The sequence below is a fragment of the Salegentibacter profundi genome, from assembly GCF_054121475.1.
In genome coordinates this window covers 1-26,437 of record NZ_JBSYGG010000002.1, presented here as the reverse complement: position 1 = coordinate 26,437, position 26,437 = coordinate 1, and the positions used below count along the sequence as shown (strand labels likewise).

Annotated in this window: 26 protein-coding genes and 3 tRNA genes; 16 read left to right on the top strand and 13 right to left on the bottom strand. The window is 37.8% G+C overall.

Annotation, left to right across the window (positions count from 1 at the left end; translation table 11 throughout):
• Positions 1-36 precede the first annotated feature (36 nt).
• Positions 37-1,191: a class I SAM-dependent methyltransferase gene (locus tag ACW6NC_RS02945; protein ID WP_457863697.1), complete on the top strand. Its 1,155-nt coding sequence runs from the start codon at positions 37-39 to the stop codon at positions 1,189-1,191.
• Between the two features lie 8 nt (positions 1,192-1,199).
• Here the strand turns inward: ACW6NC_RS02945 and ACW6NC_RS02940 are convergent, their stop codons facing one another.
• The 3 genes from ACW6NC_RS02940 to ACW6NC_RS02930 form a co-directional block, all read right to left on the bottom strand.
• Complete coding sequence (locus ACW6NC_RS02940) at positions 1,200-2,402, bottom strand: DUF2062 domain-containing protein (protein WP_457863696.1); 1,203 nt, start codon at positions 2,400-2,402, stop codon at positions 1,200-1,202.
• Between the two features lie 26 nt (positions 2,403-2,428).
• A complete protein-coding gene (locus tag ACW6NC_RS02935) occupies positions 2,429-2,794 on the bottom strand; it encodes a hydroxymyristoyl-ACP dehydratase (protein WP_457863695.1) in 366 nt (121 codons plus the stop codon).
• A 105-nt stretch (positions 2,795-2,899) separates the two neighbouring features.
• Entirely contained in the window at positions 2,900-3,355 is a 456-nt protein-coding gene (locus ACW6NC_RS02930) for a hypothetical protein (protein WP_457863694.1), read from the bottom strand.
• 326 nt (positions 3,356-3,681) lie between these two features.
• On the opposite strand from ACW6NC_RS02930, the gene ACW6NC_RS02925 reads away from it, so the two are divergent.
• Positions 3,682-3,764 (top strand) — tRNA-Ser (locus ACW6NC_RS02925).
• 144 nt (positions 3,765-3,908) lie between these two features.
• Positions 3,909-3,983: transfer RNA gene (locus tag ACW6NC_RS02920), tRNA-Pro, on the top strand.
• 236 nt (positions 3,984-4,219) lie between these two features.
• Here ACW6NC_RS02920 and ACW6NC_RS02915 read toward each other — a convergent pair.
• From ACW6NC_RS02915 to pnuC, 3 genes are all read right to left on the bottom strand, one after another.
• Positions 4,220-5,737 carry an NAD(P)H-dependent oxidoreductase gene (locus ACW6NC_RS02915; RefSeq protein ID WP_457863693.1) on the bottom strand — a complete coding sequence of 506 codons (1,518 nt, stop codon included), beginning with the start codon at positions 5,735-5,737 and terminating at the stop codon, positions 4,220-4,222.
• A 505-nt stretch (positions 5,738-6,242) separates the two neighbouring features.
• Positions 6,243-7,265, bottom strand: a complete 1,023-nt coding sequence (locus ACW6NC_RS02910; protein ID WP_457863692.1) for an acyl-CoA dehydrogenase family protein — start codon at positions 7,263-7,265, stop codon at positions 6,243-6,245.
• Positions 7,234-7,839 carry a nicotinamide riboside transporter PnuC gene (gene pnuC, locus ACW6NC_RS02905; protein WP_457863691.1) on the bottom strand — a complete coding sequence of 202 codons (606 nt, stop codon included), beginning with the start codon at positions 7,837-7,839 and terminating at the stop codon, positions 7,234-7,236. The genes ACW6NC_RS02910 and pnuC overlap by 32 nt, the downstream gene beginning before the upstream one ends.
• 31 nt (positions 7,840-7,870) lie before the next feature.
• Here pnuC and ACW6NC_RS02900 point away from each other — a divergent pair, with 31 nt between their 5' ends.
• The 5 genes from ACW6NC_RS02900 to ACW6NC_RS02880 all read left to right on the top strand — a co-directional run bounded on the left by ACW6NC_RS02900 (position 7,871) and on the right by ACW6NC_RS02880 (position 12,922).
• Positions 7,871-8,119 (top strand): hypothetical protein, encoded by a 249-nt coding sequence (locus tag ACW6NC_RS02900; RefSeq protein ID WP_457863690.1) that lies wholly within the window; start codon positions 7,871-7,873, stop codon positions 8,117-8,119.
• A gap of 243 nt (positions 8,120-8,362) precedes the next feature.
• On the top strand, positions 8,363-9,358 hold the full coding sequence (locus ACW6NC_RS02895; protein WP_457863689.1) for an efflux RND transporter periplasmic adaptor subunit: 996 nt from the start codon (positions 8,363-8,365) through the stop codon (positions 9,356-9,358).
• Positions 9,355-10,617 (top strand): ABC transporter permease, encoded by a 1,263-nt coding sequence (locus tag ACW6NC_RS02890; RefSeq protein WP_457863688.1) that lies wholly within the window; start codon positions 9,355-9,357, stop codon positions 10,615-10,617. Before ACW6NC_RS02895 ends, ACW6NC_RS02890 begins: the two co-directional genes overlap by 4 nt.
• 6 nt (positions 10,618-10,623) lie before the next feature.
• Positions 10,624-11,301: an ABC transporter ATP-binding protein gene (locus tag ACW6NC_RS02885; protein WP_457863687.1), complete on the top strand. Its 678-nt coding sequence runs from the start codon at positions 10,624-10,626 to the stop codon at positions 11,299-11,301.
• Between the two features lie 160 nt (positions 11,302-11,461).
• On the top strand, positions 11,462-12,922 hold the full coding sequence (locus ACW6NC_RS02880; RefSeq protein ID WP_457863686.1) for a glycoside hydrolase family 130 protein: 1,461 nt from the start codon (positions 11,462-11,464) through the stop codon (positions 12,920-12,922).
• An 8-nt stretch (positions 12,923-12,930) separates the two neighbouring features.
• Here the strand turns inward: ACW6NC_RS02880 and ACW6NC_RS02875 are convergent, their stop codons facing one another.
• The 3 genes from ACW6NC_RS02875 to ACW6NC_RS02865 are packed head-to-tail and all read right to left on the bottom strand — an operon-like array spanning position 12,931 to position 15,953.
• The gene (locus ACW6NC_RS02875; RefSeq protein ID WP_457863685.1) at positions 12,931-14,121 is read right to left on the bottom strand and encodes a glycoside hydrolase 100 family protein; all 1,191 of its coding nucleotides are present in this window, start codon (positions 14,119-14,121) and stop codon (positions 12,931-12,933) included.
• A gap of 12 nt (positions 14,122-14,133) precedes the next feature.
• Positions 14,134-15,276: a glycosyltransferase family 4 protein gene (locus ACW6NC_RS02870; RefSeq protein ID WP_457863684.1), complete on the bottom strand. Its 1,143-nt coding sequence runs from the start codon at positions 15,274-15,276 to the stop codon at positions 14,134-14,136.
• A 20-nt stretch (positions 15,277-15,296) separates the two neighbouring features.
• The gene (locus ACW6NC_RS02865) at positions 15,297-15,953 is read right to left on the bottom strand and encodes a PIG-L family deacetylase (protein ID WP_457863683.1); all 657 of its coding nucleotides are present in this window, start codon (positions 15,951-15,953) and stop codon (positions 15,297-15,299) included.
• Between the two features lie 193 nt (positions 15,954-16,146).
• On the opposite strand from ACW6NC_RS02865, the gene ACW6NC_RS02860 reads away from it, so the two are divergent.
• Positions 16,147-16,644, top strand: coding sequence for a nicotinate-nucleotide adenylyltransferase (locus ACW6NC_RS02860; protein WP_457863682.1), 498 nt, complete (start codon positions 16,147-16,149; stop codon positions 16,642-16,644).
• 62 nt (positions 16,645-16,706) lie between these two features.
• Here ACW6NC_RS02860 and surE read toward each other — a convergent pair whose 3' ends face one another.
• A complete protein-coding gene (gene surE / locus ACW6NC_RS02855) occupies positions 16,707-17,438 on the bottom strand; it encodes a 5'/3'-nucleotidase SurE (RefSeq protein ID WP_457863681.1) in 732 nt (243 codons plus the stop codon).
• A 216-nt stretch (positions 17,439-17,654) separates the two neighbouring features.
• Between surE and ACW6NC_RS02850 the strand changes: the two genes are divergently transcribed.
• Complete coding sequence (locus tag ACW6NC_RS02850; RefSeq protein WP_457863680.1) at positions 17,655-18,611, top strand: diacylglycerol/lipid kinase family protein; 957 nt, start codon at positions 17,655-17,657, stop codon at positions 18,609-18,611.
• Here ACW6NC_RS02850 and nadB read toward each other — a convergent pair.
• Both nadB and nadA read right to left on the bottom strand, forming a co-directional pair.
• On the bottom strand, positions 18,600-20,135 hold the full coding sequence (gene nadB, locus ACW6NC_RS02845) for an L-aspartate oxidase (protein WP_457863679.1): 1,536 nt from the start codon (positions 20,133-20,135) through the stop codon (positions 18,600-18,602). The two genes, ACW6NC_RS02850 and nadB, sit on opposite strands and share 12 nt — an antisense overlap.
• 1 nt (position 20,136) lies before the next feature.
• Complete coding sequence (nadA, locus tag ACW6NC_RS02840; protein WP_457863678.1) at positions 20,137-21,087, bottom strand: quinolinate synthase NadA; 951 nt, start codon at positions 21,085-21,087, stop codon at positions 20,137-20,139.
• A 158-nt stretch (positions 21,088-21,245) separates the two neighbouring features.
• Between nadA and ACW6NC_RS02835 the strand changes: the two genes are divergently transcribed.
• The 5 genes from ACW6NC_RS02835 to mgrA all read left to right on the top strand — a co-directional run bounded on the left by ACW6NC_RS02835 (position 21,246) and on the right by mgrA (position 24,866).
• A complete protein-coding gene (locus ACW6NC_RS02835) occupies positions 21,246-21,473 on the top strand; it encodes a hypothetical protein (RefSeq protein ID WP_457863677.1) in 228 nt (75 codons plus the stop codon).
• A gap of 84 nt (positions 21,474-21,557) precedes the next feature.
• A complete protein-coding gene (deoC, locus tag ACW6NC_RS02830) occupies positions 21,558-22,196 on the top strand; it encodes a deoxyribose-phosphate aldolase (protein ID WP_457863676.1) in 639 nt (212 codons plus the stop codon).
• 13 nt (positions 22,197-22,209) lie between these two features.
• Positions 22,210-22,911 (top strand): purine-nucleoside phosphorylase, encoded by a 702-nt coding sequence (gene deoD / locus ACW6NC_RS02825; protein WP_457863675.1) that lies wholly within the window; start codon positions 22,210-22,212, stop codon positions 22,909-22,911.
• 56 nt (positions 22,912-22,967) lie between these two features.
• The gene (locus tag ACW6NC_RS02820) at positions 22,968-23,858 is read left to right on the top strand and encodes a serine hydrolase (RefSeq protein WP_457863674.1); all 891 of its coding nucleotides are present in this window, start codon (positions 22,968-22,970) and stop codon (positions 23,856-23,858) included.
• A gap of 12 nt (positions 23,859-23,870) precedes the next feature.
• Positions 23,871-24,866 (top strand): L-glyceraldehyde 3-phosphate reductase, encoded by a 996-nt coding sequence (gene mgrA, locus ACW6NC_RS02815; protein ID WP_457863672.1) that lies wholly within the window; start codon positions 23,871-23,873, stop codon positions 24,864-24,866.
• A 109-nt stretch (positions 24,867-24,975) separates the two neighbouring features.
• Here mgrA and ACW6NC_RS02810 read toward each other — a convergent pair whose 3' ends face one another.
• Entirely contained in the window at positions 24,976-25,947 is a 972-nt protein-coding gene (locus ACW6NC_RS02810) for a type I phosphomannose isomerase catalytic subunit (RefSeq protein ID WP_457863671.1), read from the bottom strand.
• A gap of 188 nt (positions 25,948-26,135) precedes the next feature.
• Here ACW6NC_RS02810 and ACW6NC_RS02805 point away from each other — a divergent pair.
• Positions 26,136-26,209, top strand: a tRNA-Arg gene (locus ACW6NC_RS02805).
• Positions 26,210-26,437: the final 228 nt, after the last annotated feature.

The window sequence follows — 26,437 nt, the reverse complement described above, 5'->3', positions numbered from 1 at the left end:
GCGCTTCTAAAAACCGAAATCCAGAAGTTCATCCGGATGAACCTAAAAAGCGATCTAACCGGTTTAGTGCTTAAAGGAAGCCCGTTCCCCCAGGTTTCTTCTTCCGAGATAGCTACTCAGATATCTGGATTAAAAACGGCGGAAAAGAAGATTCCTACATGGTTTAAAACGGAACAGATCATTTATCCGCCCAAACTCAACCTGGAACAAACATCTTCAGAAATCACGGCAAAGTATAAGGCTTCCCTCTTCCAAGGTAAACGACTATTAGATCTAACGGGAGGCTTTGGCATAGACACCTATTTTTTTGCTGAAGTCTTTGAAGAAGTCCTTTATTGCGAATTCAATGAGGAGCTAGCGAAAATTGCAAAACATAATTTTCAGCAACTTGGTAAGTTAAATATTCAAGTATTTTCAGGAGATGGACTGTTGAAACTAAAGAAAAAAAATAAAACTTATGATCTGATCTATGCTGATCCTGCCCGACGTGACGATCATGGAGGAAAGGTTTTTCGACTCAAAGATTGTATGCCGGATATCCCTTCTAACCTGGATCTTTTATTTAAGCATACCGACCGGATGCTTATTAAAACGTCCCCGCTTCTTGATATAACTTCCGGATTAAGCGAATTAAAAGATGTGTCATCTATTCATATTGTAGCCAATAGCAATGAGGTAAAAGAACTCCTTTGGTTTATAAACAGAGAGTTTAGGGGCACCCCTATTATAAAAACAATAAATTTTAGTAAAGGTCAAGTTCAGAAATTCTCCGGGGACCTTAATGAAAAACCTGAAACAAAATTAAGTTCACCTAAAAAATACCTTTATGAACCCAATGCAGCCATAATGAAAAGTGGGCTTTTTGAACTCTTAGCCCAAAATACCGGCACCTTCAAATTGCATAAGAATTCCCATCTCTTTACTTCCGAAGATTTAAAAGAGTTTCCCGGAAGAACATTTGAAATAATTGATGTAAAGGAATTTAAACCCTCCAAACTAAAGAAAGAGTTTAAGGGTAAAAAAGCCAATATTACCACTCGGAATTTTCCGGAAAGCGTTGCAGGCATCCGTAAACTTTTTCAGATAAAAGACGGGGGAAATCGCTTTCTTTTCTTTACTACCAATTTATTTGATAAAAAAATAGTCCTGGATTGTCGTAAGCTCCAAGAAAGGAAATTGACCTCTGCTTAAAAAAGGTTTCATGGCTTGATAATTTGCCGCTGTTTAGTCACAGAGAACATAAAATATAGCACGGCCCATAGTGTGAGCGCAATAATTCCTGCCAGGGCAAAACTTCCAAGAATATATTGCCAGAAACTCTGAATCAAATCTGTAGCCGAGTCGAAATCTTCCGGTCGTAATTCCCACCTGAATCCTCTCCCGGTTACAAAGGAACCTACCTGATAACTGGCATACACTATAAAAGGAATCAGCGGGGGAATACTAATATTGGAAAATAAGAAAGCTACCACTTTATTGAGTTTAAAAACTGCGGACAGGATAAAGACTAACAGGGTATGAAAACCCCAGAATGGAGAAATTCCCACAAATACACCAAGTGCGATGGCTGCAGCTTTCCTATGTGCTGGTTCTTCGCTCTTAATTATGTTTTCTTTCCAAAAGCGCTTAAAGCCCTTTTTTCGAAAATCATCATAAGTATTTCTTGGGTGGATATAGAAAAAACTAACCAGAACAAACCAGATATACAACAATGTGATGCGCGTGATATCCCAAAAAGGTCTGAAATGGGTGACGCGGTTCTTTTCTTCGTAAAAAACCTTTATCGGGATATTTTTAACCTTTACTTTCCGCCAGGCCGCCTTTACAATGACCTCGATCTCTAATTCAAACTTTTTTGTGTAAAGTTTTATTTCATTAACCGTTTTTACGGGATATAACCGATAACCACTTTGGGTATCCGTCAAATTGATCCCAGTTACAACCAGAAACCAAAAATTAGAGAATTTATTCCCCAAAGTGCTTTTTCCTGGAATTCCATCCTGGGTCATATTTCGATCCCCTACCAATAGTAATTCACTTTCAGGTTTTTTATTTTCGAGTTCATTTAAGAAAATATCCAGGTCATCAGGATAATGCTGACCATCAGAATCTATAGTCACCGCATATTGGTAACCAAGTTCCTCGGCCTTGATAAAACCTTGTTTTAAGGCCTCTCCTTTACCTCGATTTTGTTCAAAATGATGAATGTTTATCTGAGAAAAATCTTGGAGAATCTCAAATGTGGAATCAGTAGAACCATCATTGACCACGACCAGATTGGAGGTATAAAGTAAGAGATCCTGCAGTACCCCAGCAAGTGTTTTTTCATTATTGTATGTTGGGATTAGGATGCAACAATTAAGTTCATCAAATCTGGATTGATATATGGGTGTACTACTCAAATCTATTTTATTTTCGGCGAAAGTAATTAAATTAATTTGTATATCGCATTGATTTTTAAGGAAATACCCTCAGAGGTTTTTGCTATTCCCTTAAGCCTGATTTCTTGATTATTACCTTCAAAGGAATACTCCAGGAACAAATCATTGTTGATAAAAGGGTCTATTACAGACATAAATTTTACGTTGTTTGCGCTTTTTAATTGCAACGAATTCTCCAGACTGCGTTCCACATCCTCTTTAAACAATTGCATTAGAATCACACCCGGAGTCACCGGACGGTTTGGGAAATGACCATGATAAATCTCGTGGTCTTTATTGATCTTTAAATGGGTAATCAATTTTCCATCTTTTTCCCTGGAGGCTGCTACCGTATAAAAGTCTTTTAATAACATTTATTCTTTCTGGGTATTTGTATTAAAAAATTACTTAAAAATGATCGTAAAGTCCGAAAGGTGATTCCTTAAATTCTGAGAATTCTGTTCCTATCCTACACTCAACTAATCAACCGTAACCGTTTTCATTTCTGAGCTGGCAATTAATTTTCCATCCGCATCCATTGTCTTTGCGCCAACTGCAGTAACATTTTTAAATTCCTGAAGAATCTCTACATATGTGGTTAAGGTGCTTTCAACTTTAGGTAATTCAAAGATCTCTATCGATTGGATCGAACCGATAAAACCAGTTTTCGGAGAATTTAATCCGGCCAAAAACCCCTGGTAACCACGCCAAAGGGACATACTTTGGGCCATATGCTCAATGAGGCCCGGTTCGGAAAATGTCCCTTCCTCTAACAGGATATTGTTTTGGGGAATAAAAAATCCGGTCTTTCCTGAGTTCTCAGTATACTCGAGAAGCCGGTCTACCATTACAAAAGGCGGTTTCTGTGGTATTAATTCAAGAATTCGTTCAAATTCTAGGATAGGCTCTTTCAATAAACTTTGTTTTATGGTCATTCTTTTAGCGGAATTATTCAGCTCGGTATAAACAAAACGAATGTTCTGGAAAATTAAATATAAGCTTTTTAATAATCTTTTGCCTACTTTGGTCTTCTAATCCAGGAAAAGGGCCCAGATTGGAATAATTTTTCAAGGAATAGCTATTCGTTAATTTTGATGCCCCCTGGTAAAAATTAAAAATTTTTATTTCTAAAATTCTGATGCAAAAGTGATTAATATAATGCTGCGTTTTTAATGTATGTTTTAGTAGTAAAAAGTTTGGAAGCTACCTAAGTAAAAGTTACATTTGCAACCGCAAAATAGTTGCGACGTTCATAAATATTGGAGAGGTGGCAGAGTGGTAATGCAGCAGCCTGCTAAGCTGTCATCCTTTTTGGATGCCCGGGTTCGAATCCCGGTCTCTCCGCAAGATTTTTAGTCTGTGGATTATCTATTCTCCTTTTCGTCAGAAAAGACAGGGATAGATTTCCTCCGCTTCCCGACTGCTTCAGGTGTATTTTGGAACGGAAAAGACTAAAAATTAATTACGGAATAACTAAGGTTATTTTTACGGGGTGTAGCGTAGCCCGGTTATCGCGCCTGCTTTGGGAGCAGGAGGCCGCAGGTTCGAATCCTGCCACCCCGACTTTTTGACATTTATTATGAAAAAGGGTAAGTATTTGTAAATCAAGTATTTACCCTTTTTTAATGCTGATATTTCAACATAAATAACGAAATCGGGAATTCCACGTGAGTTCAAGAATTCGTTAAATTATTTTGTCTTTTTAAAAAGCCGATTCTTCTCTTTAGAATGTAGGAATAGTTTGATTTTCGTACCTGTAAACTTTTGTTTCTTTTAACCCTTAAAATCCTGAGGATTTTTTATATCAAATTAAGGAAAGGAACCAATACAAACCACATAATAAAACTTAACGAAAGCAACAGCAATACGTCAATACGGTTTGGATGCGCCGGCTCATTTATATAGCGCAAAATTCTGTAGCAAAGATAGAGCCCGTGTGGAACCGAAGCATATATCAAAAAGCCATAGATGTCCGGCAAAATATTAATTTCTTTCCAAATAATTCCCGTTATAAAAGCGGTAATAGTAAAAATCAGCGCCAATTTCGCAACATTTTTATTGCCCAATCTTACTGCTAAAGTCCTTTTTGATACAGCCATATCAGCTTTCCTGTCTGGGATACCCGCAAGAATAATAGATGGAAAAATAGAAAGGAACAACGGTATACTTAGCAACCAGGGAAGAGAATGATTCCAATTTCCGCCCTGAAACACAAAACCACAAAGAATTACTCCAACACTATGGGTGATACAAACGTCTACTTCGCCCAGACCGCGATAGCTCAATTTTAATGGCGGAATGGTATAACCCAATGCCAATACCGTTAAAGTAAATATTAAGATCAAATGGGGAAAACTAGGTGTTGGTGAAAAATAAATAAGAATAACAGCAAATATAATGGACAAAAAGAAAGTTGTCCAGAAACCTTTATTCATTTGTGAAAAACTCAGAATATTATCGACTATAACTCGGGACCCCCCAGTAAAAGGTCCAAACAGTTTATTATTTTTATCTGAAAGATAATCGTATTTCTCATTCGAGAGCACCGTGGAAACTTCAAGAAAAAACACCCAAAAAAATCCAATCAAGAAAATAGAACTGTTGAATACCAAGCCAGTTCTTGTTGCTGCGAGCGCCCCTAAGGAATAAGCAAGTAAGCTCATTGGATAAAATTGAAACCTTATTGCTTTTATCCATGCCCCCAATATTCTTAATATTTTTTCTTTTTCGGTTAATTTCCCATTTCTTAATTTATAAGCTTGTTTCCTGGTTTTTTCAAGCCATTTTTTACGTTTATTAATAGTGGAATGCCTAACGGGACCAAACTGAAGTATTCGAACTGGATTGATCCCACAAAATTTTAATGTAGCAATGCCCACTGCATTATGACCAGGAGATCTATAGATATATTTATAGATCCATAAAGGGGTATCCATGGTGGTAATTAGTTGTGCCGTTTTGCCCTTCAACAATTTTGCATATCCCGTTCCTCCTTCAATTTCATCGAATGCAAATCCTGCGGTCAGGACCCGATCAAAAAAAGCTTTTAAGATGGCGGGTACGGTACCCCACCAGGTGGGATAAACAAAAACAAGATGATCTGCCCAGGAAATCATTTCTTGTGCATCTTTGATGTCTTTTTCAAAAGGTTGATTTTTTGGGGAAGAAGAAATCACATTAGGTTCGAAGCTCATCTCTGCTATGATCAAACGTTTAATTTGGACCCCCGCCTCTTTGGCACCATCTGAAAAAGCATCTGAAAGAGCAGAAGAAAAACTATTTTTTCTTGGATGACCTAAAATAATCAATACCTTCATAAGCAACTTGGTTTTTTTTCTCTCCGTAATGCAATAACTTTTGGAGCTTTCCCCGGACCTTTTAAATCATATGGATAAAGACGCAAAAATTAAGAAGATTCTTCTAAAGTCATTCCATACTTTATAGTATGTATTACCACACAAAAAATTCTGAACACTTGGTACTGGATAATTTATTCCTATAGTGTTTCCTAAAGATAACTATAAAAAAAAGTAAGGGGAATGTGATGGCTCTTAAAGATGTAAGTAGTATTATAAAGACCCCATTGCTCAAAAAGCTTTTCCTTCCAGATAAAAAGGAGAACGCTCAGGATAAAAAAAGTTAATGGTTTGCTTTTTTGAAAGGTAAAAAAGTATCAAATTCCTTCAATATGTTCTATTGATATTATGAGTTAATCGTGAGGTTTAAAATTTGTGATTACAAGAAAGCCTATAATTATTTGTTTTCCAGAGATTTTCGGGGAGAATTTCTCTAGAGTCTACAAAAAAGATTAAATACATAAAATCAATTTTTATTCCTTGTAAAAATGTGATGTTGGGTAGCTGTGAAGTAATCCCGGAATATTTGATTTAATTGGTTGTCATTGCTGCAAGCTCTTATTCCTAAAAATGGGTAAATCCTTATAATTTCCTGGGAAAGATTGCTAACAGAATCTTTTGCTTCCTGGTAGAGATTTTTAATTAATTGTTTTGAGAAATTTGATTTTGTATGAATAATATTTTCAGTGGCTTCAGCATTTTTTTTTACTTTATCATTTGAGACACAGATAGATTTTCCTAAAGAATTCAGTTTGTTGTTTAACTGCAATTTCTCTGCTTCTTCCAAAAAGTGTTCAGCTATTCCAATATAATTCACCCAAAGGGTTAAAGCTGCAAAAACTGAGAAATTAATTTTAAAAATAGTTTGAGGAAGGTAAATTTGATTATAATGGAAACTATAACTTTCCCCTACAATTGCTTCTTTTACTTTAAATGAATGCGATGCCGTACCCTTCAGCCCCATTGCATCCCAGTCCTCAATGATTTGAACATCCTTAAGAGGTATAAGAAATGACTGAATTAACGGACTCCCATCTTTATTTCTGATTGTTTTATGGTTCTCAGTCACCCTGGTATTTAAAGTAAAATGAGAAAGATAGGGAGCTCCCGTGGCGTAAGGCCAGGTACCAGAAATAAAAAATTGATCACCTTGCTTTTCCGCCATCCCACAAACAGCTCCACTACCACCAAAGCACACAGGATTGTCAGGTTTAAATATTTGTTGTACCACTTCCTCTTTTAAATTCCCTATAAAATAATTTGCCCCACTACATAAAGTAACTGTCCAGCCTAAGCTGCCATCTATACGAGCTAAGTCTTTCAGTTTTGTCAGTCCGGCAAGAAAGGACAATTCAAGACCTCCATAAGCTTTTGGCACCCATAGGTTCCAAAGACCTTCTTTTGAAATCCAATCGAGAACCTCGGAGGGAAACTCTTCCACGCCCCAGGTTAAATCCCTAAGCTCCTTTATACTGTAATACTCTCTCATTTCTAACTATATTACGCCATTTAAAAAATCCAGATGTCCCTACTATAAATAAAAAAATAGTTAAACCTGTATAGATAAATAGCCCTTTATGGATTAGCAAGGGAATCGAAATAAAATTGCTGATGTTAAGATAAATCCAATTTTCCAACTTTCTCTTGGCCATTAGCCACATTCCGGCCCAGGCAAAAGCACTTACCCCAGAATCCCAGAAGGGGACATCGGAATTAGTATGATAAGTAAGCCAATAAAACAAAAGAAAAAACGAGAGCAGTACTAATCCAATAGCTTTTAAATGATCAGTCCAACCTGATGAAGAGATCGGTGCCTTTTCCTTTTGTTTTCCGAACTTCCAGTAAAACCAGCCATATATACTCATTGCCAGGTAATATAGATTTAATAATATATCTGCATATAATTTCGATTGATAAAGCACCCAAATGCCTATTAATATCGAAATAATGCCAAATAAATAATTATTAATATTATTGTTTCTAGCCAGAAGCACCTGAAAAACCCCAAAGGTTGTTCCCAAAACCTGCAACAACGTAAGCTGAAATAAAAAATCCTCTTTCACGGTCTCAATATTATCATTACCAAACAAGGGGATGAAATGGACCAAACCGTTTATAGCACTTGGGTATATCCCTACGCCAGCATTATCTGGATCAGGTACAGAGCAGAGTAGCTCTTGGGTATCATCTCAGCTCGCCAGTAAAACAAGCACCCCATTAAAGCGCAAATCTACAGGAAACCTTTTGATAAAAAAATTAAGTATACAAAAAGAAATTCGTGAATTTATGCCGGTTCTTGAAGAAATTTCGAGAGAACAATTCTCAATACCTTCTAAAGCATAAGACACACAACCGCCCAAAATTATTTTTTCCGTTATCCTCTCCTATTAATTGAAAGCCAAAAGTAAAACCAAGATACCTACAAGGTCTTATCATTCAATGATTTCTCTCATATTTTTCTAACAGTTTTTTGTTTTAATTTGAGAAAGATTTGATACCATGAAAGCTGTTTTAATAATACCTGCTTTTTTGTTTTTTCATTCTTGTTCCGAGCCGGTAGAGAAAATTACCCCTCAAAGAGGAAAATTGGTAGAATCCGTATATTCTTCAGTAACCATTCAACCTGATAGTCTTTATAGCGCTTATACTAATGCAATTGGAATCCTTGAGCGAAATCTTGTAGAAGAAGGTGATCAGGTGGAAGTAGGTACTCCTATTGCCCAACTCATTAATACAGGTCCAGTTTTAAATAAGGAAAATGCCAAACTAAATTTTCTTCAGGCCCAGGATAACTATAGTGGAACCTCCGCCCTCCTTAAATCACTGGAAAAAGAAATCCAATCAGCCCGTTTAGCCCTGCGAAATGATTCTCTTAATTATCTGAGACAAAAAAGATTATGGAATCAAAAAATAGGTTCCAGGCTAGAATTTGAAAACAGGAAACTAGCTTATGAAATTTCAAGTAATAAATTTCAGGTTTTAAAGGAAGAATTTGACCGTACCAAAAACACCTTATCGATTCAGATGAAACAGGCTCTTAATAATTATAAGGCTTCAGAATTTACCTCTGAAGAGTTTACCCTTACCAGTAAAATTAAGGGAGTGGTATATGCTCTTTTCAAGGAACCGGGGGAAATTGTGAATACTGTAGAACCATTAGCGCTTATAGGTAGTGCAGATAATTTTGTAATAGAACTCCTGGTAGATGAAATGGATATCGTAAAAGTTAAAGAAGGACAAAAAACTTTCGTTACTCTGGAGGCCTACGGATCAAGGGTTTTCGAGGCTGAAATAAACAAAATATTTCCAACCAAGGATCAAAGCACTCAAACTTTTAAGTTAGAAGCTGTTTTTTTAACGGATGCTCCAAAATTATTCCCAGGACTTGTTGGTGAGGCCAATATTGTAGTAGCAGAAAAGGAAAATTCATTAATTATTCCCAAAGAATATCTTTTAGATGAGTACAGGGTGTTGACCGAAGAGGGTCCGGTTAATATTGTAACCGGAATACAGGACATGGTCAACATTGAAATCATTTCCGGTATTGATGCAGACGAAACTTTATATAAACCGGAACAATGAGATCATGGAGCGTTATAATTGAGATCGCAAGGACACATCTCTTTACCAAACTGAAATCAACCATTACAGCTACTATTGGTGTAACTTTCGGGATAGCCGCTTATATAACTCTGGTTAGTTTTATGACCGGCTTAAATTCCATGTTAGATGACCTTATTTTAAACCAGGTACCCCACATTCGTCTTTATAATGAAATAAAACCAAGTGAAAAACAACCTATCGCATTATATAATAAATTCGAAGATGGCATACCCATTATTCATTCTATAAAACCAAGACAAAACCAAAGGAAGATTCATAATGCCTTACCCATTTTAAATGATCTAGAAAGGGATAAGGAGGTAAAAGGGGCAAGCCCGCAATTACAAGCCCAAATTTTCTACCTCTCAGGGACCATTGAAATAGGAGGAAATTTAACGGGGATAAATATCATGAAAGAGGCTAAACTCTCCAATTTTCAAGACTACCTGATTAATGGTAATATACTTGACTTGCAAAACAATGAAAATGGAATAATACTGGGATCAGGTATTGCCGATAAAATGTCCCTCTCGGTCGGGAGAAATATAATGGTCAGTACAGCCAAAGGTGATAGATTCCATTTAAAAGTGGTAGGGATCTATCAAAGCGGCATAGCTGAAGTTGATAATATTCAGAGTTTTGCCAATTTAAAAACGGTCCAAAGGATTTTAGGCGAGGCCGAAAATTATATTACTGATATCAATATAAAGCTCAATGAAATAACCAAGGCCCCTGCCCTAGCCAGGGTTATGGAAAAGAAATATGCTGTTTCTGCAAAGGATATCAATGAAATTAATGCTCAGTTTGAAACCGGCACTAATGTGCGGAATCTCATTACTTATGCTGTATCGATCACGCTTTTAATCGTTGCAGGTTTTGGTATCTATAATATCCAGAATATGCTTATTTATGAAAAAATGAATGATATTGCTATTTTAAAGGCGATTGGATTTTCGGGAACTGATGTACAATTGATTTTTATTAGCCAGGCCGCTTTTATCGGTATTTCAGGAGGAATAATTGGTTTAATACTCGGCTTAGGCCTGTCTAATTTAATAGATAATATAGCCTTTGAAACTGAGGCGCTGCCCACAATTACCACCTATCCAGTTAACTATAATCCAGCCAGTTATATTATCGGTTTTTTTTTCGCTCTTATATGTACTTTTATCGCAGCCTATTTTCCATCAAAAAGAGCAAAAAATATTGATCCAGTACAAATAATTAGGGGAAATTGATTTGCTATGAATTTAATTTTGGAAACAAAAAATATCAATAAATTTTTCGGCAAGGCAAAACCTTTCCATGTCCTGAAAGATATCAACATGGATGTTAAGGAGGGAGAATTTACCAGTATTATGGGTAAATCGGGTTCTGGTAAGTCCACATTGCTATATATCCTTTCCACAATGGATACGGAGTATTCAGGTGAACTTTTCCTTCAGAAGGAACTTATCACAGGAAAATCCCAACCTGATTTATCTCGTATTCGAAATAAAAAGATCGGTTTCATATTTCAATTTCATTACCTTTTACCTGAATTTACTGTACTGGAAAATGTAATGCTCCCGGCGAAAAAATTAGGAATCAAAACCCAGGATGAAATAAGAAAAGACGCCAGAGATTTGCTTGGCAAACTCAATATTGGTCATTTGGATATGAAAAAGGCCTCTAAGATATCCGGGGGGGAAAAACAAAGGGTAGCCGTTGCCCGGGCGCTTATAAATGAACCCGTTCTCTTAATAGGAGATGAACCAACTGGGAACCTGGATAGTTATAATTCCGAGAATTTATTCCAGATACTAAAGACCTTAAAGGAAGAAAAAGGGCTTTCCCTACTTATGGTTACCCATGATGAAGACCTTGCCAAAAGAACGGATCGGATTATTTATCTGGAGGACGGCCGTATTATAAATTCTTAAGAAAACTTTTTTAACAATAAGGAAACCTAATCAGGATTAGGCCATAAGATTTCGATTTTAAAATTATTTTTTTAAATCCGTTAAAACTTCGCTTTAATACGGTTATGAGACCTACTTATTCCTTATCTTTAATAAGCTTATTAGCTTTAAATTCAGTAAGATGAGTGTAACAGTGATTAGGAAAGATGTTCATTTCCACCCCGATTCCAGCAGGATCCTTGCACGGTTTTTTAGAGCCGGTGACTTGAGAACCCAAAAACTTATAGCCCGTGTGCTTTCCCTCGATACGGAAGAGGTTCACCTGGCTCTTGAACAAACCCTACGCGAGTTTGCCAATCGGCATAGGAATATCTCCCGGGTTTTTATTAAGCATTGTAATAATATCCAGGATATTATTGAAAAAATGAAAGTAGATTTCGAACAGCTTTCTCAGGAACAGAAGTTATTGATAGGGGCCTATTGTACTATGGAATATTCCATTGAATCAGCAGCTTTCTTTAACCCTTCTATAATGGAAGATTTTGATCAATCACTGCTTGAACCTGGAGAGAAAAGAGTTATTTTATCCTTCCGGGCCACCGGGGAAGGGCACATTTCCTCTATCGTATTCCGAAGAGCTATCATCGATAAGAATTGTAATATTAGCCTTAGAAAAATCGGAACCGATATCGATATGCCTGAGATCTCTCATAAAACCCTATATGATAAGAAGCGCTTTATTAAAAAGCTTAAGGAAATGGATATCCACGAAAAATATTCTAGTACTATTATGGAACAACTTCCAGATAAATTTGAATATTATTCCCTAAAGGAAGCCGTGGCTCAGATTTTGAATAATAAAAGAATAAGAGCGGAAAAAAGAAGAGCCCTGGAAGAGATTACATGGCTAGTTGATTCTTTCTATGACCTGAAATTTCATCACGATTCAGACATTACCGAAAGGGTGATTTTCCCTATATCTCCTTCGGAAAGCCGTGGTATTGAAGATGCCCGATTCGTTTGTTTTAAAAATGAAGATAAACCGCCTAAAATATACGCAACCTACACCGCCTATAACGGTCATACAATTTTACCAAAACTTGTGTCAACCGAGGATTTCTATACCTTTAGAATTATGCCCCTACACGGTAATGGTGCTAAAGATAAGAACCTGGCATTCTTTCCCAGGAAAGTAAATGGAAAATATGCCATGCTTGCCCGGGTGGATGGGGTAAATAACTATGTGATGTTTTCCGAGAGAGCCACTTTGTGGAATGACCCAATTAAAATCCAGGAACCAAAATACTCCTGGGAGTTTACTCAAATTGGTAATTGCGGGTCCCCAATTTATACCGAGGAGGGCTGGTTGGTGCTTACTCATGGAGTGGGAACTATGCGTCGCTACTGTATTGGGGCGTCCCTTTTCGATCTTGATGATCCAACCAAAGAAATAGGTAGGTTAAAGGAACCGCTGATCGCTCCCTTGGAAAGTGAGCGAGATGGTTATGTTCCCAATGTGGTCTATTCTTGCGGATCAATAATTCATAATAATAATCTTATTTTGCCCTATGCGGTTTCAGATTATTCCTCGACTTATGCCGTGGTTAGGATGGATGAGCTCCTTGCTGAGCTAAGTAATTAAAGGTTAGTTTAATTGTTATTTAAGGCAGAATTTTCTCGCATTTCATCAAAAAAATCGGTTCTCTGGGTTTCCACACAATTGGCAGCATAGAGATATAATGCAGCACTCCAGGTCTGCCAATCCTGACCTCTGGGAGTTCCATCCTGAGCTTTTATCCATTCATTAAATCCATATTCTAACTCGGGGTTCCTGGATAAGGTAATGATACGAGTTAATTCCAGTAACTTTTTTTCTGCCAGCTTATATTTTCTGGCGCCAACCAGTGCAGCAATATATATTCCACTGATAAATGGCCATACCCCGCCATTATGATAATCACCGGGAAGATTAAAGGAGCCATACCTTTCCTGCCAATCAAGATCTCTTGGCCTTATAAAAGGAAAAAAATTTGGAGGAAGGTCTAATGCCAGGTTTCCACTGATTTTCATATTCTCACATTCCTTTTCGATCCACCTTATCATTTTTCTGGATCGGCTGGGGGAACTTAGGCCAGAGAGAATCGCCAAACTGTTTCCGAGCAGATCGAAGCGTTCACTGCTTAATACTTTATAGGACCATAAGGCGTAATAGGGTTTGTTTTTTAAAACCAAACCTTCGTGTACATAATGATGCATTTTTTTTGCCGTAATGGCGAATCTACCCATTTCGTTTCTAATAGCATCAGCTCTCTGATGATGGCCGAGAATCCTTAAATAACTATAAACCAGGGTATTTACAAAAAGCCCATATCCTAAAACCCATTGTTCATCCCGCCAGTCACTTGTGGGTTGCTGGGCAACTAGATATTGATCAGCGGGATTTTGATATTCCATCCAAAGAAGCGCTTTGTCAACAGGCCCTTTAAGAAAATCAGGATCCTTTAATAATTTTCTGTAAATTCCCACTCCTAGTAGAAATAAGGGAGTAGTATCGCTGGCCCCTCTGTCTTCCCTGTCATTAGCCAAAGATGGGATATGGCCTTTTTCCGACTGCGTTTGAGAGAGTTTTTCCAAAACCTTCTGGTAACTAGCTATTAATTCAGAATTTCCGCTCACTGCAACGCCCAGTATGGAGAGCATTAAATCCCTTGTGTATGGTTCGGGATATCCCCAGGCCGCTGTCCGTGGGAGTCCATGTCGCGTACCCCTTGCATTATGAATTAATACCTCAAGAGCCGCTTTTTTTGCCCGACCTATTAAATCGTGATGTTCAGCATTCATAGTTTCTTAAATTTAACTGATCCCTAATTTTTCCTGAATAATTTTCACAAATCGTTTTGCTACAATCTTATAATCAAAATTATGAACAACATGAGCCCGGGCCATCTCTCCCATATTCTGACGTAAATCCGCATCATTCATTAACTGAAGAAGGTATTTTGCAATATCCTGAACATTGGCCCGGTAATCTACAGTTCGCGGAAAATCAAAAATCACCTTGTGATTTTTTTTAAAGCCCGATTCTTTGCCTAAAACAACTTCTTTAACCACATTTTGTTTGGCCACTTCCGCAAGCATGGCAGTTTTATTATGAATAAGAGTGTCGAGCATTCCCATGGCATTTAAGCTTATTACCGGTTTGCCACATGCACCGGCCTCTACCTGGGGCATACCAAAACCTTCAAGCCTTGAGGGCGCAGCATAAATATCACAAGCGCCAATGAGGTACGGCATAAAATTTCGGGAGGTAGTGTTGGTTGCGTACAAGATATTTTTTTCTATCCCTAATTGTTGTGCCAGATCCAAATCCAGAAGGTTCTGCACCTTAGTTCTGGGTTGTGGCCATACTTTACATATGTATTTCCAATCAGGGGCCTGAGTATCAATAAGGGCCAATGCCTGCATTACTTCCTGGGCACCCTTGGACGCAGCATCACCTCCCACAGTAAGGATCATAACCTGATCCGGTGAAATCCCTAAAGAATCTCTTACAGCTTTAATCTTAGGGTCAGTCCTTTTAAAAGGTATAAATGAAGTCGTATCACAACCAACAGGTAAAACTTCGATATTATCGGGTTTTATCCCATCGCGAACATACATTTCTTTCACCCAATTAGAAGTTACTAGAATCAGAGGCAAAGCATTGAGAATTTCCTGGTAATTTGCAATGTATCCATCAGCCACTAACCACGGAACGGGTTGAATACCATATCGCTGAGGATGGAGGACAAGGTGTGGGGTATGGCCCCAATACCCTACTCCTACCACAATATCGGGTTTAAACCAACGGTAATACCATTCCTTTTCCTGTGCAGATTCGAAATGGACTGCCTGAGCCTCAATCCCCAGTTCCAGAAGCCCCTTAAATAATAAGTCTCCCTGTGTGGCTAAACCACCCGGGCTTGGAGGATAATCGTAAAGCACCAATACCTTCATTTCATTTAGTATTATTTTTTTTAAAAACCTGAAGCTTGAATAGCCTGCAGATGATCAATAGCCTGCCGAGGATTTGTAAATATCCAGAATGCCTCTGTCCTCGGGGTTGTTTTCGCCTCAAATCCTTCGGGGGAAAATCCATAGGTCTGTGTGATTAGTTCAAACTTCTTTTTCCAGATTTTTTTAGGTAGTGGCAAGACGTATGAAGCCTTTTCAACGGCCTTTGGATAGTATTCTTTTTCTCCATCCTCATAGGCAAATGTCCATAGTTCCCTTGTTTTAACTTTATTCCTGTTCCAGAGATTGATCACAGTGCTCCCTATCTCCTCATGTCTTCTATGTCTGGTATATTCTCCTTCCGGATCATGAGTGATAATAAGATCATAGCTCTTAGCAGGTAAAATTGGAAGGATAATTTTCTTAACAAGCCCCTCCCTTAGCGGATGCTGGTCAGGACTGTCATCCAGATCCCCCATTGCTCCTTTTGCATTAAGTTTCTCCAGCACTTTGTAGAATTTAGGACTACGGTCGGGATCAGACTTTCGGGAAAGGGAAATAATATGCCAGTTGTGGTTTGGATACATAAGAATGAGCCCCCCACACCATAGTGTTTCATCATCAGGATGCGCTACAATGACCGCTATATTTCGTCCCGGATTATGTAAAATAGATTTCATAATTGGTACATAAAAACCTTAAAATTACCGGCAAAACCCCTGGATAACAATGATATATATCAATAGGCTTTTTTGTTTTTAATGATATTCAGCAATAAAACCACAAAAACGAAAGTAACATCCTGATATATATCATTTTAGAAATATGAATTTGATTGTAATTTCAGATGGTTAACTCTAAAATATTATAATCATGAAAAAACTATTATTGAGTCTGTTTTTACTTGGATTTACTTTCCAGGCATTAGCTCAGATCACAGAATTACCAGAAATTGAATTGGTAGCAGTAAATTATAAATATCTTGACGCCGCTGGAAACGAAGATGTTGCTCTACCTGTAAAGCAACTTCAACAAAAGGTTGCCGAATATGATGTAAGGACGGCCGACTTTTATGCCGATGAATATGATTTTTATACTGTAAATTTCTTTATTCCTGAAGGTAAAATTTTGGCTTCCTATGACAGGGAAGGTAACCTTTTACGTACTGCTGAAAAATTTAAAGATATAGCCCTTCCACAGGCTGTAAGAGATGCTATTGGAAATCGGTTTCCCAATTGGAGTATGACCGGAGATGTTTACCTTGTCAACTACCATGAGGATGGCAAGGTTAAAAAAAGGTATAAAGTGCACCTTGAAAATGGTGACAAACGTATGAGAATCAAAACAGATGAAAAGGGTAATTTTATATAAAATAAACCCCTGAGAAAACAATAAGAGCGGTTTTGCCGCTCTTATGTATGTTATGTTAAAGATCAGCTTGTTTTCTGCCTACTTTCAAGGTATTTTTTATCTGTTAGGTCTAAAATCATTGGGGTAATACTCGTTTTCCCCTGTTTAACTGCCCAACGATCAGAACCTTCATCTTCAGGCTCGATAGGAACAACGGTAAACCAGTAGTGTTGCCTCCCCATAGGATCTTTGTTGGCTATAACCTTTCCATCATAATGCCTCACGGACTGGGTCGTCCAGAGAATTTCTCCATCAGGAAAACGCGGAAAATTGATGTTTAGAAGTTCCCGGTCTTCCTTATCGATGACTTCATCAAAGGCCTTTTTCACAAAAGGTTCCAGGGCTTCAAAATCGGGCTCCCCGTCCCCTACAGAGACACTAAAAGCAATACCTCGTATTCCAAAGAGAACTGCTTGTCTTGCGGCAGATAAGGTTCCGGAATGCCAAGCGGAATTTCCGATATTTGATCCTATATTTATGCCGGAAACCACAAGGTCAATATCTTCCATAAGATGGCTACCAAGAGCAACACAATCTGCAGGAGTGCCACTTACCCGGTAAGCTTCTATTCCCTCAAAATGGATAGGAGAATTTTTATAGGTGATCGGTTTACCAGAGGTAATGGCTTGTCCCATAGAGGATTGTTCCACGTCGGGGGCCATGACAATCACCTCCCCATAATTGGCAGCTACTTTCGCCAGGCAGGATAAACCTGGGCTATATATTCCATCGTCATTTGTGACCAAGATTTTCATAGTTTACTATTTTTATTAGCAAAAGTTTGTGGAATTTAATTTACAAAATTATAAACGGCATGATGACTTTAATAAAGGGTATAAATCAAAAATTAGCATTATTTTAATAAAGCGGGTGTTTTCCTTTTAATTGCTTTACCATTTAAATCATAACTTATCGTTAAGTCGGATAATTACCTAAAAAGGGTAATTTAAATTTGAAAGAAAGGTCTAATTATGAAAAAAGCTCAAATTATAAATAACCCAACAGCCGGAAATGCTGTCCATTCAAAGGAGGAAATAATAGCGCTGGTGAAAAATGCTGGTTATACCATTAACTATGTTTCGACAGAAGATAAAGACTGGGAATCATTCAGCAATAATGAAATGGATGTGGTCTTTCTGGCCGGTGGAGATGGAACGGTTCGCAAACTCGCATCGGTCTTGATAAAGAAAAAAATGTGTAAAAGGCATATTCCAATTTATCTCTTACCATTGGGCACGGCCAATAATATTGCAACAAGCCTGGGTATTTTTAAAGATCTTAATGCTTCATTACCTGGCAAGGAAGAAGAAATTCAAAAATTCACCTGCGGGAGGTTAAAGGGAGTCAATGGTGAAAAATTTTTTCTTGAAAGTGTCGGATTCGGAGTTTTTCCCGAATTAATCCTTCAAATGAAGGAAACTGAGAAAGATAATGAATCCTCCGATGAAAAACTCAAACGCACCTTAAGGGTTTTATTGAAAATTGTACAGGATTACAAGGCCCAAAAGGCGGTAATTAAAGCTGATGGTATAAAAATTAAGGGGACCTTCCTACTGGTAGAATTAATGAATATCAACTATATCGGCCCCAACCTAAAATTTGCTCCAAATGCTAATGCCGAAGATGATTTTCTGGATTTGGTTCTGATCCCAGAAGAAAAAAGAAAACCCTTTAAGGAATACGTGGAGTGTCTGATCAATGGAAATTCGGAATTTCATGATATTGAGAATTTCATTAAGGTGATTCGGGTTAACAAACTAAATATCAAATGGAAAGGCTCCAAATTACATGTAGACGATAACTTGATAAGGGATTACAAGGGATCCAAATTGAAGATGAAAATGAATTCAAAGAAGCTCGAATTTTTCACTTATAGTCCTATATATCATGAAATATTGAATGAAAAAAGAGAAGATTTAATCAATTAAAAGCTCCTTTTTATTTTCAGATGAATTCTCAAATCTAGATATGGATTCTTTCAGGATTAAAACAGCAACCGTGGTCATATTATGTAGTTCGTAATAGGCAACAGAGGATATAGCTGCTTGCTCAATGTCGTTTTTTAACTGAAGTAATTCCTTAAGTTGGTTTTCTTTAAATGACAGGTCAGAGCCATGTACTGTCTGATATCCCATCAATTGATTTAGTCTTTGGCACATTCTTTTAAAATTCGGACAATCTTTATCGGAAATATTATTAGTGGATTCTAAATTCTCAAGAATAGTCCTAATTTCATGATCTATTTCCTCACTGACCTTTTCATAGGCCTGATGAGAAAAAACCAGTGCTTCCAAAAGAGAATTAGAAGCCAGCCTGTTGGCTCCATGAAGCCCTGTACGAGCACATTCCCCTGAGGCGTAAAGATTTTTAATTGAAGTCCTGGCACAAGAATCAACTTCAATCCCACCACATTGATAATGTGCCGCTGGAACAACAGGAATAAGGTCGGTTTCTATATTAATCCCTAAGGTGCTACAATAAGAAACTATAGTTGGAAAATGTTGTTGAAAATCCTGCACATTAAGATGTCTACAATCTAAAAATACGGACTTCTCCTTGGTCTCTTCCAGTTCTGTTACTATAGCCGAAGAAACAATATCACGGGTAGCCAGTTCTCCCCGGGAATCATATTTAAATAAAAAACGTTTACCTTCTTTATTTATGACATAGGCACCAAAACCTCTTACGGCTTCTGAAATCAGGAATAATGGATGCTTATTGGATTCATATAATGCCGTGGGATGAAATTGGATAAAGTCCATATCTTTTACCCTGGCTCCAGCCCTATAGGCAATAGCCACTCCATCGCCCGTAGCAACCGAGGGATTTGTAGTATTCTCGAAAATCATCCCACTTCCGCCGGTAGCCATAAAAGTGATTTTACTGTGAAATTGGGTAAATTTATTTTTGCTCTTATCTATAGCTTTTACCCCTATGCATTTCTTTCCTTTCTTATCCCCTATTGTCAAGAGCTCGGTGACAAAATAATGATCCTGAATATTAATATTGGGTAGCGCTGCCACCTTTTTCAAGAGCGTTTTTTCCAATTCCAAACCGGTTAAATCGCTATGATGAACAATTCTTGCTTGCGAATGACCGCCCTCCAGACCCAGATCAAATTCTCCTTTTTTATTCCTGTCAAATGAAGCTCCCCAAAGCATTACCTCTTCCAGGCGTGCCGGAGCCTGAGAAACTACCATCTCTACAACTTTTTTGTTGCTAAGGCCTTTCCCCGCCTTCATGGTATCCTCCATATGCTGAGTAAAACTATCTTTAAGTTTATCGAGTACCACCGCAATTCCACCTTGTGCCCGAGCTGTATTGCTCTCCTCCCCGGAATTTTTAGTAAGAATCAAAATCGATAGATCCGGCCGATCTTCTGCAATTTTTATAGCGAAGGAAAGTCCGGCGATCCCGGAACCAATAATCAGAATATCACAATATTTTTTCATTTTACTTAGATAATTCCATCATGCGTTCAATGGGCCTATAAGCTTTTTCCATTAGTTCCTTTTCGAGCAAAATTTCAGGTGCTTCATCCTTCAAGCAACTGTAGAGTTTCATTAACGTATTCATTTTCATAAAGGCACATTCGCTACAGGCACAGGAATTGTCTTCCTTTGCCGGAGCAGGAATCAATTCTTTATCCGGCACCTCTTTTTGCATTTGGTAAAGAATGCCTGCTTCTGTGGCTACTATAAAACTATTCTTGGAACTTCCCTTAACATAATTAAGCAAGCCGGAGGTAGAACCTATGTATTTTGCTATTTTGAGGATATGTTCTTCTGATTCCGGGTGTGCAATGATTTCCGCCTGTGGATTTTCCTTATGTAATGCTATTATTTTATCTAGTGAAAAGGCTTCGTGAACAATGCAGGAACCATCCCATAGAAGCATTTTTCTACCGGTTTTTTCTATCAGGTATCTTCCCAGGTTTTTATCAGGAGCGAAAATAATCGGTTTGTCCTTTGGAATGGCATTGATCACTTTTTCGGCATTGGAAGAGGTGCAAACATAATCGCTTAAAGCTTTAATCTCTGCAGAACAATTTATATAGGTAACCACGATATGATCTGGATATTGCGCCTTTAACTGGCCAAAAGCATCAGGGGGACAACTATCTGCCAACGAGCATCCGGCAAGTAGATCAGGTAAAAGCACTTTCCGGGATGGATTTAGAATTTTAGCGGTCTCCGCCATAAAATGTACGCCGGCAAAAACAATGATATCTGCTTTAGTTTGAGCTGCTTTTTTCGCCAATTCCAGACTATCACCTACAAAATCAGCAACTTGTTGAATTTCATTCTCCTGATAATAATGCGCCAGGATCACGGCATTTTTTTGTGTTTTAAGCAATGTGATTTTCTCCTGTAATTGAGCAGTATCCTGTTTAAAAACGTTCATGAGTATCTTTTGCGAACAAAGTTAGTGGCATTGACTTTGGTTTTTTATGATTGTAATCAGTAATTAAAAAAATATTAATGCTATTTCACGCCCCTTTAAGTTTAATTTAGCGAAGCATTAATAGCAACGGGGCCTAATAATTCATAACTTTAAGTTAGATGAAAAACAGGCCTATCATATTACTCATTATAACCAGTTGCCTACTGGTTTTGGTTACTGTTTTGTCCTTTTTGAACGTTCAGTTTCCATGGGTTTTCTATTTGACCGTTATTGGTCAGGGCTTTTTAATCTATACGGTTTTTAGTGTTCTTACCAATGATTATAATACTTCAAAGACCTTTGAGGACTGGTATGAGGATCATCCACAAAGTGATCAGGAATTATAACTCAAATAAAATATAAACCTGATTTTAATCATACTGTACATCTTTATAAAAATCCTAAATTTGCTGTAAAGACAATAATATTAAATGGAGCTCAATCAATTTATAGACCATACCCTACTGAAACCTACAGCAACCCCTTCAGAAATAAAGCAACTTTGCGCAGAAGCCATTGAGCATAAATTTTATGCGGTTTGTGTTAATGGTTGTAATGTGGAAACAGCTAAAAAGGCCCTGGATGGTTCAGATGTAAAAGTCGCTTCGGTGATCGGTTTCCCCTTAGGGGCTACAACTACGGCGTCTAAGGTTTTTGAAACCGAAGATTGTATCCAAAATGGTGCCGATGAAATTGATATGGTTATCAATATAGGAATGTTGAAGAGTGGAAACTTGAAATACGTGGAACAGGAGATTGCCGCTGTCAAAAAAGCTACTGGAAATCATATCCTTAAAGTAATCATTGAAACCTGTTACCTTACCGATGAAGAAAAGACACTTGCTTGCCGCGCCGCTTTAAACGCAAAAGCAGATTTTGTAAAAACCTCGACCGGTTTTGGTCATGGCGGGGCAACACCAGAAGATATTGAAATTATGAAGGATGTCGTCGGCGACCAAGTAAAAATTAAGGCTTCAGGGGGGATCAAGGATACAAAAACCGCGAAAAAATATATTAAATTAGGAGTTTCTCGCCTTGGTACTTCATCTGGGGTTAATTTAATCAGTTAAATATTAGAATTGGATGAGTGTACATATACAAGCTAAAAAAGGTGAAATTGCAGAAACCGTATTAATGCCCGGTGATCCATTGCGAGCTAAATGGATTGCCGAGACCTTTTTCCAAGATGCTTTTCTTTATAACTCTGTCAGGGGAATGTATGGTTACACCGGGATTTATAAGGGTAAGAGAGTATCTGTCCAGGCCTCAGGGATGGGAATTCCCTCTGCTTTGATTTATTGTAACGAACTTATCACAGATTACGGAGCTAAAAAATTGATCAGGGTCGGTTCTGCCGGTTCCTATCAGAAAAAAGTTAAAATAAATGATGTGGTGATTGCTATGGCTGCCTCTTCAAATTCCGGTTTTAATCGCGCAAAATTTCCTCACTCGGATTTCGCGCCTACCGCAGATTTTGAACTTTTTATGAAAGCTGTTCAGTATGCACAAGAAAACCAGATAAAATTTCACGCCGGGAATGTTTTCTCTTCTGATGTTTTTTATGAGGATGATCCATTAGATTATGAAAAATGGGCCAGATATGGAGTGCTATGTGTGGAGATGGAGACAGCCGGTCTATATACTGTCGCTGCCAGGCACAAGGTTCAGGCTTTGTCAGTATTGACAATTTCGGATTCCCTGGTGACCGGGAAACATTTAACGGCCCAGGAGCGAGAAAGTAGTTTTAGCCGAATGGTAGAGATCGCCCTGGCAACAGTTTTATAATTTCCGGAAAACTTCTGAGGATTTTTTTCTAACTTGAGCGTCTTAATTCCTTTAGCATGAAGTACCTTTTATACCTGTCCTTCCTAATCTTCTCCCTTTCCGGATTTTCCCAAGGTAAAACGCAAGTACTCAAACAACAAATCGATTCGATTTTTTCTCAAACCCAGGGAGATTTCGCTATTGCTTTTAAAGATCTTTCCCAGGAAAATAACAAGATTTTTATCAATGAACATGAAGAATTTCATGCTGCCAGCACAATGAAAACACCGGTGATGATCGAGGTCTATAAACAGGCAGAACAAGGAAAGTTTTCTCTAAATGATTCCTTGATCATAAAAAATGAATTCAAAAGCATTCTGGACGGGAGCAGTTTCAGCCTGGATCTAGACCGGGACAGCGGGGAACATTTATACGAACAGATTGGTAAAAAGCGAAGTATAAAAGATTTGGTAATCGATATGATTAGCCAGAGTAGTAACCTAGCTACCAATATTGTAATAGAGCTAGTTGATGCTAAAAAAGTGAATAAAAGCATGCGTGAAATTGGGGCCAGTAACATCAATGTACTTCGTGGAGTGGAAGATATGAAAGCCTATGAAGCCGGCCTTAGTAATTCTACCACCGCTTATGATCTTTTGCAAATTTTTGAAGCTTTGGCCCATGGACAGGCAGTAAGCCCTCAAGCCGATAAGGAAATGTTGGAAATTTTAAGACTTCAACAGCATACCGATGTGATTCCCGCCCTGCTTCCTGAAGATGTAATAATAGCCAACAAAACTGGCTGGATTACAGGAGTCCATCATGATTCGGCACTAGTAGTACTACCAGATGGAAGAAGCTATGTACTTGTATTACTTTCAAAGAATATGGAAGATATGGAAGAAGGAACCCAAATGCTTGCAGGCATCTCAAAAATGATATACAATTTAATGATTAATAATTACTAAAATTAAAATTTAATGAATACCTACACTGCCAGTGAAAACAGATATGAAAAAATGCAATACCGCCGTTGCGGAAAAAGTGGAATTCTCCTCCCTTTAATCTCTCTGGGCTTGTGGCATAATTTCGGGGACAATGCAAACCAGGATAATGCCCGTAACATACTAAGAGCTGCTTTTGACAATGGGATCACCCATTTCGATCTGGCCAACAATTATGGCCCTCCTTATGGTTCGGCTGAACGCAATTTTGGAAAGATATTTAGCGAGGATTTCAAACAATATCGAGATGAACTCATCATTTCTACTAAAGCTGGTTGGGATATGTGGCCCGGACCTTATGGAAATTTTGGCTCCAGAAAATATCTTATAGCAAGCCTCGATCAGTCCTTACAAAGAATGGGATTGGATTATGTTGATATTTTTTATCATCACCGTCCCGATCCAGATACTCCCCTTGAAGAAACTATGGGTGCTTTAGACCATATTGTAAAACAAGGTAAGGCCTTATACGTCGGAATCTCTCAATATTCAGCCAAAGATACTACAAGAGCCGCTAAAATCCTGAAGGAACTGGGGACACCATTTATAATTCACCAGCCTCGTTATAATATGATGGACCGATGGGTTGAAAATGGCTTGATGAATACCTTGGAACATGAAGGACTTGGGAGTATAGTTTTTTCGCCTCTGGAACAGGGTATACTAACTTCAAAATATCTGGATGGTATTCCACAAGACAGCCGCGCGGGCACTGAAGGTACTTATTTAGATAAAACTCAGATTACCCCTAAGGTTGTAAGCCAAATCCAGGAATTAAATAAACTAGCTGAAAAACGGGGGCAAAGCCTGGCCCAAATGGCCGTAGCCTGGCTACTGAAGGATACAAGAGTAACTTCAGTGCTTGTAGGAGTAAGTAAGGTTTCTCAATTGGAAGACAATATTAATGCTTTACATGAACTGGAATTTAGCTCTGAAGAATTAAAGGCTATTGACAGAATCCTTGGGTTCTAAAATTACAACATTAGGATAGGTGTTTGTCAATTGGGGCGCGGTCAGTATGCTATAGGATAAGCATAGCTTTGGCTGCGCCCAATAAAAACAAAATTTATAAATCTAAATTTTAATTGATAAAAACCTCTAAGACTTCACAATCCTCAGCCTGAAGGATTACTTTTTTATTTTTAGCAGGAATGAGGATGCTTTCACCCTGGTTCATCTTTTCGGTATGACCATTGGTAGAGACCTCTGCTTGTCCACTTACACACATGTAGATTACAAAGGAGTCTAATGCAGTATAATCTTTAATAACTTTTCCACCTATGGGTAGATAATTGGTAGTGAAATATTTACAACTTGCAATCTCCGAAGAATGATTTTTCTTTTTCTCGTAACTGAGTTTAAAATCGTCACGTTTTTCAAAATCTATTGCATCAATGGCAAGTGCGGTATGCAATTCCCTTCCTTTCCCCTGATCATCAACTCGGTCCCAATCGTAAATGCGATAAGTGACATCTGAAGTTTGTTGAATTTCGGCTAATAACACTCCTGCTCCAATAGCATGTACTTTACCCGTATTAATAAAGAAACTATCTCCCTTCTTCACCTTTTCAAAGTTCAAAACTTCTGTAATTGATCCTTCTTCGAGATGTTTAATATAATCCTCTTTGGAAATACTTTCCTTGAAACCTATATTGATATTGGCATCTTCATCAGCCTGCATAATATACCACATTTCGGTTTTACCAAAGGAGTTATGGCGCTGTTGTGCCAGCTCATCATTAGGATGCAGCTGCACTGAAAGTGCAGTTTTCGCATCAATATACTTTATAAGAAGTGGGAATTCATTCCCAAATCGATCATATATATGATCCCCCACCAGCTTTCCGTTATATTTTTTCAATAAGTCCGTGAGAGATTTTCCTTTTAAAGACCCATTTGCTACCAGAGAAACTTCTTCGTTAACTCCTGAAATCTCCCAGCTCTCCCCTATATTTTCAAGACTGCTATCCTTATTTAAATATGTTTTAAGTTTATTGCCACCCCAAATCTTTTCTTTCAAGATAGGTTTGAACTTTAAAGGGTAATCTAACATGGTTTTATACTTTGGTCGGTTAAAAGCAAGGTAAATATACTCAATATTAGTGATGGTAAAAAATACTGGAATACCTTTAAAAGCCTAATTCTTTCAACCTAACTGAATTAGAATATAAATGCAGAATTTTAAATAAAAAATATTGTTTTATTTACAAAGAGGTTTATATTTGCAACCGCAAAAACAATGGTTGCGTAGCTCAGCTGGATAGAGCACCTGCCTTCTAAGCAGGCGGTCCCAGGTTCGAATCCTGGCGCAATCACTAACATACTATAGGTTTCAAGCTTTAAAAGGTTTGAAGCCTTTTTTATTTGCATACGATTAGCATAAAAAAGCGGATCAAGATGGATCAAGCCTAATTGTGGATCAAGCCCAATTGTTGTGTTTAAGCAAAAATTGTAGTTAATCTATACAGAAAGAATTCTACATTTTTCACTCCTCTGAATTGAGCCCTAAACGCTTTAATTTTAGCATTGAATGATTCTGCTGA

What these genes read in the sequence shown, in the direction of transcription:
- ACW6NC_RS02945 (WP_457863697.1), top strand. Translation starts at nt 37, where the DNA reads ATGAACCTAAAAAGCGATCTAACCGGTTTAGTGCTTAAAGGAAGCCCG.
- ACW6NC_RS02935 (WP_457863695.1), bottom strand. Translation starts at nt 2,794, where the DNA reads ATGTTATTAAAAGACTTTTATACGGTAGCAGCCTCCAGGGAAAAAGAT.
- ACW6NC_RS02930 (WP_457863694.1), bottom strand. Translation starts at nt 3,355, where the DNA reads ATGACCATAAAACAAAGTTTATTGAAAGAGCCTATCCTAGAATTTGAA.
- ACW6NC_RS02915 (WP_457863693.1), bottom strand. Translation starts at nt 5,737, where the DNA reads ATGAAGGTATTGATTATTTTAGGTCATCCAAGAAAAAATAGTTTTTCT.
- ACW6NC_RS02910 (WP_457863692.1), bottom strand. Translation starts at nt 7,265, where the DNA reads ATGAGAGAGTATTACAGTATAAAGGAGCTTAGGGATTTAACCTGGGGC.
- ACW6NC_RS02900 (WP_457863690.1), top strand. Translation starts at nt 7,871, where the DNA reads ATGAAATGGACCAAACCGTTTATAGCACTTGGGTATATCCCTACGCCA.
- ACW6NC_RS02890 (WP_457863688.1), top strand. Translation starts at nt 9,355, where the DNA reads ATGAGATCATGGAGCGTTATAATTGAGATCGCAAGGACACATCTCTTT.
- ACW6NC_RS02885 (WP_457863687.1), top strand. Translation starts at nt 10,624, where the DNA reads ATGAATTTAATTTTGGAAACAAAAAATATCAATAAATTTTTCGGCAAG.
- ACW6NC_RS02880 (WP_457863686.1), top strand. Translation starts at nt 11,462, where the DNA reads ATGAGTGTAACAGTGATTAGGAAAGATGTTCATTTCCACCCCGATTCC.
- ACW6NC_RS02875 (WP_457863685.1), bottom strand. Translation starts at nt 14,121, where the DNA reads ATGAATGCTGAACATCACGATTTAATAGGTCGGGCAAAAAAAGCGGCT.
- ACW6NC_RS02870 (WP_457863684.1), bottom strand. Translation starts at nt 15,276, where the DNA reads ATGAAGGTATTGGTGCTTTACGATTATCCTCCAAGCCCGGGTGGTTTA.
- ACW6NC_RS02865 (WP_457863683.1), bottom strand. Translation starts at nt 15,953, where the DNA reads ATGAAATCTATTTTACATAATCCGGGACGAAATATAGCGGTCATTGTA.
- ACW6NC_RS02860 (WP_457863682.1), top strand. Translation starts at nt 16,147, where the DNA reads ATGAAAAAACTATTATTGAGTCTGTTTTTACTTGGATTTACTTTCCAG.
- surE (WP_457863681.1), bottom strand. Translation starts at nt 17,438, where the DNA reads ATGAAAATCTTGGTCACAAATGACGATGGAATATATAGCCCAGGTTTA.
- ACW6NC_RS02850 (WP_457863680.1), top strand. Translation starts at nt 17,655, where the DNA reads ATGAAAAAAGCTCAAATTATAAATAACCCAACAGCCGGAAATGCTGTC.
- nadB (WP_457863679.1), bottom strand. Translation starts at nt 20,135, where the DNA reads ATGAAAAAATATTGTGATATTCTGATTATTGGTTCCGGGATCGCCGGA.
- nadA (WP_457863678.1), bottom strand. Translation starts at nt 21,087, where the DNA reads ATGAACGTTTTTAAACAGGATACTGCTCAATTACAGGAGAAAATCACA.
- ACW6NC_RS02835 (WP_457863677.1), top strand. Translation starts at nt 21,246, where the DNA reads ATGAAAAACAGGCCTATCATATTACTCATTATAACCAGTTGCCTACTG.
- deoC (WP_457863676.1), top strand. Translation starts at nt 21,558, where the DNA reads ATGGAGCTCAATCAATTTATAGACCATACCCTACTGAAACCTACAGCA.
- deoD (WP_457863675.1), top strand. Translation starts at nt 22,210, where the DNA reads ATGAGTGTACATATACAAGCTAAAAAAGGTGAAATTGCAGAAACCGTA.
- ACW6NC_RS02820 (WP_457863674.1), top strand. Translation starts at nt 22,968, where the DNA reads ATGAAGTACCTTTTATACCTGTCCTTCCTAATCTTCTCCCTTTCCGGA.
- mgrA (WP_457863672.1), top strand. Translation starts at nt 23,871, where the DNA reads ATGAATACCTACACTGCCAGTGAAAACAGATATGAAAAAATGCAATAC.
- ACW6NC_RS02810 (WP_457863671.1), bottom strand. Translation starts at nt 25,947, where the DNA reads ATGTTAGATTACCCTTTAAAGTTCAAACCTATCTTGAAAGAAAAGATT.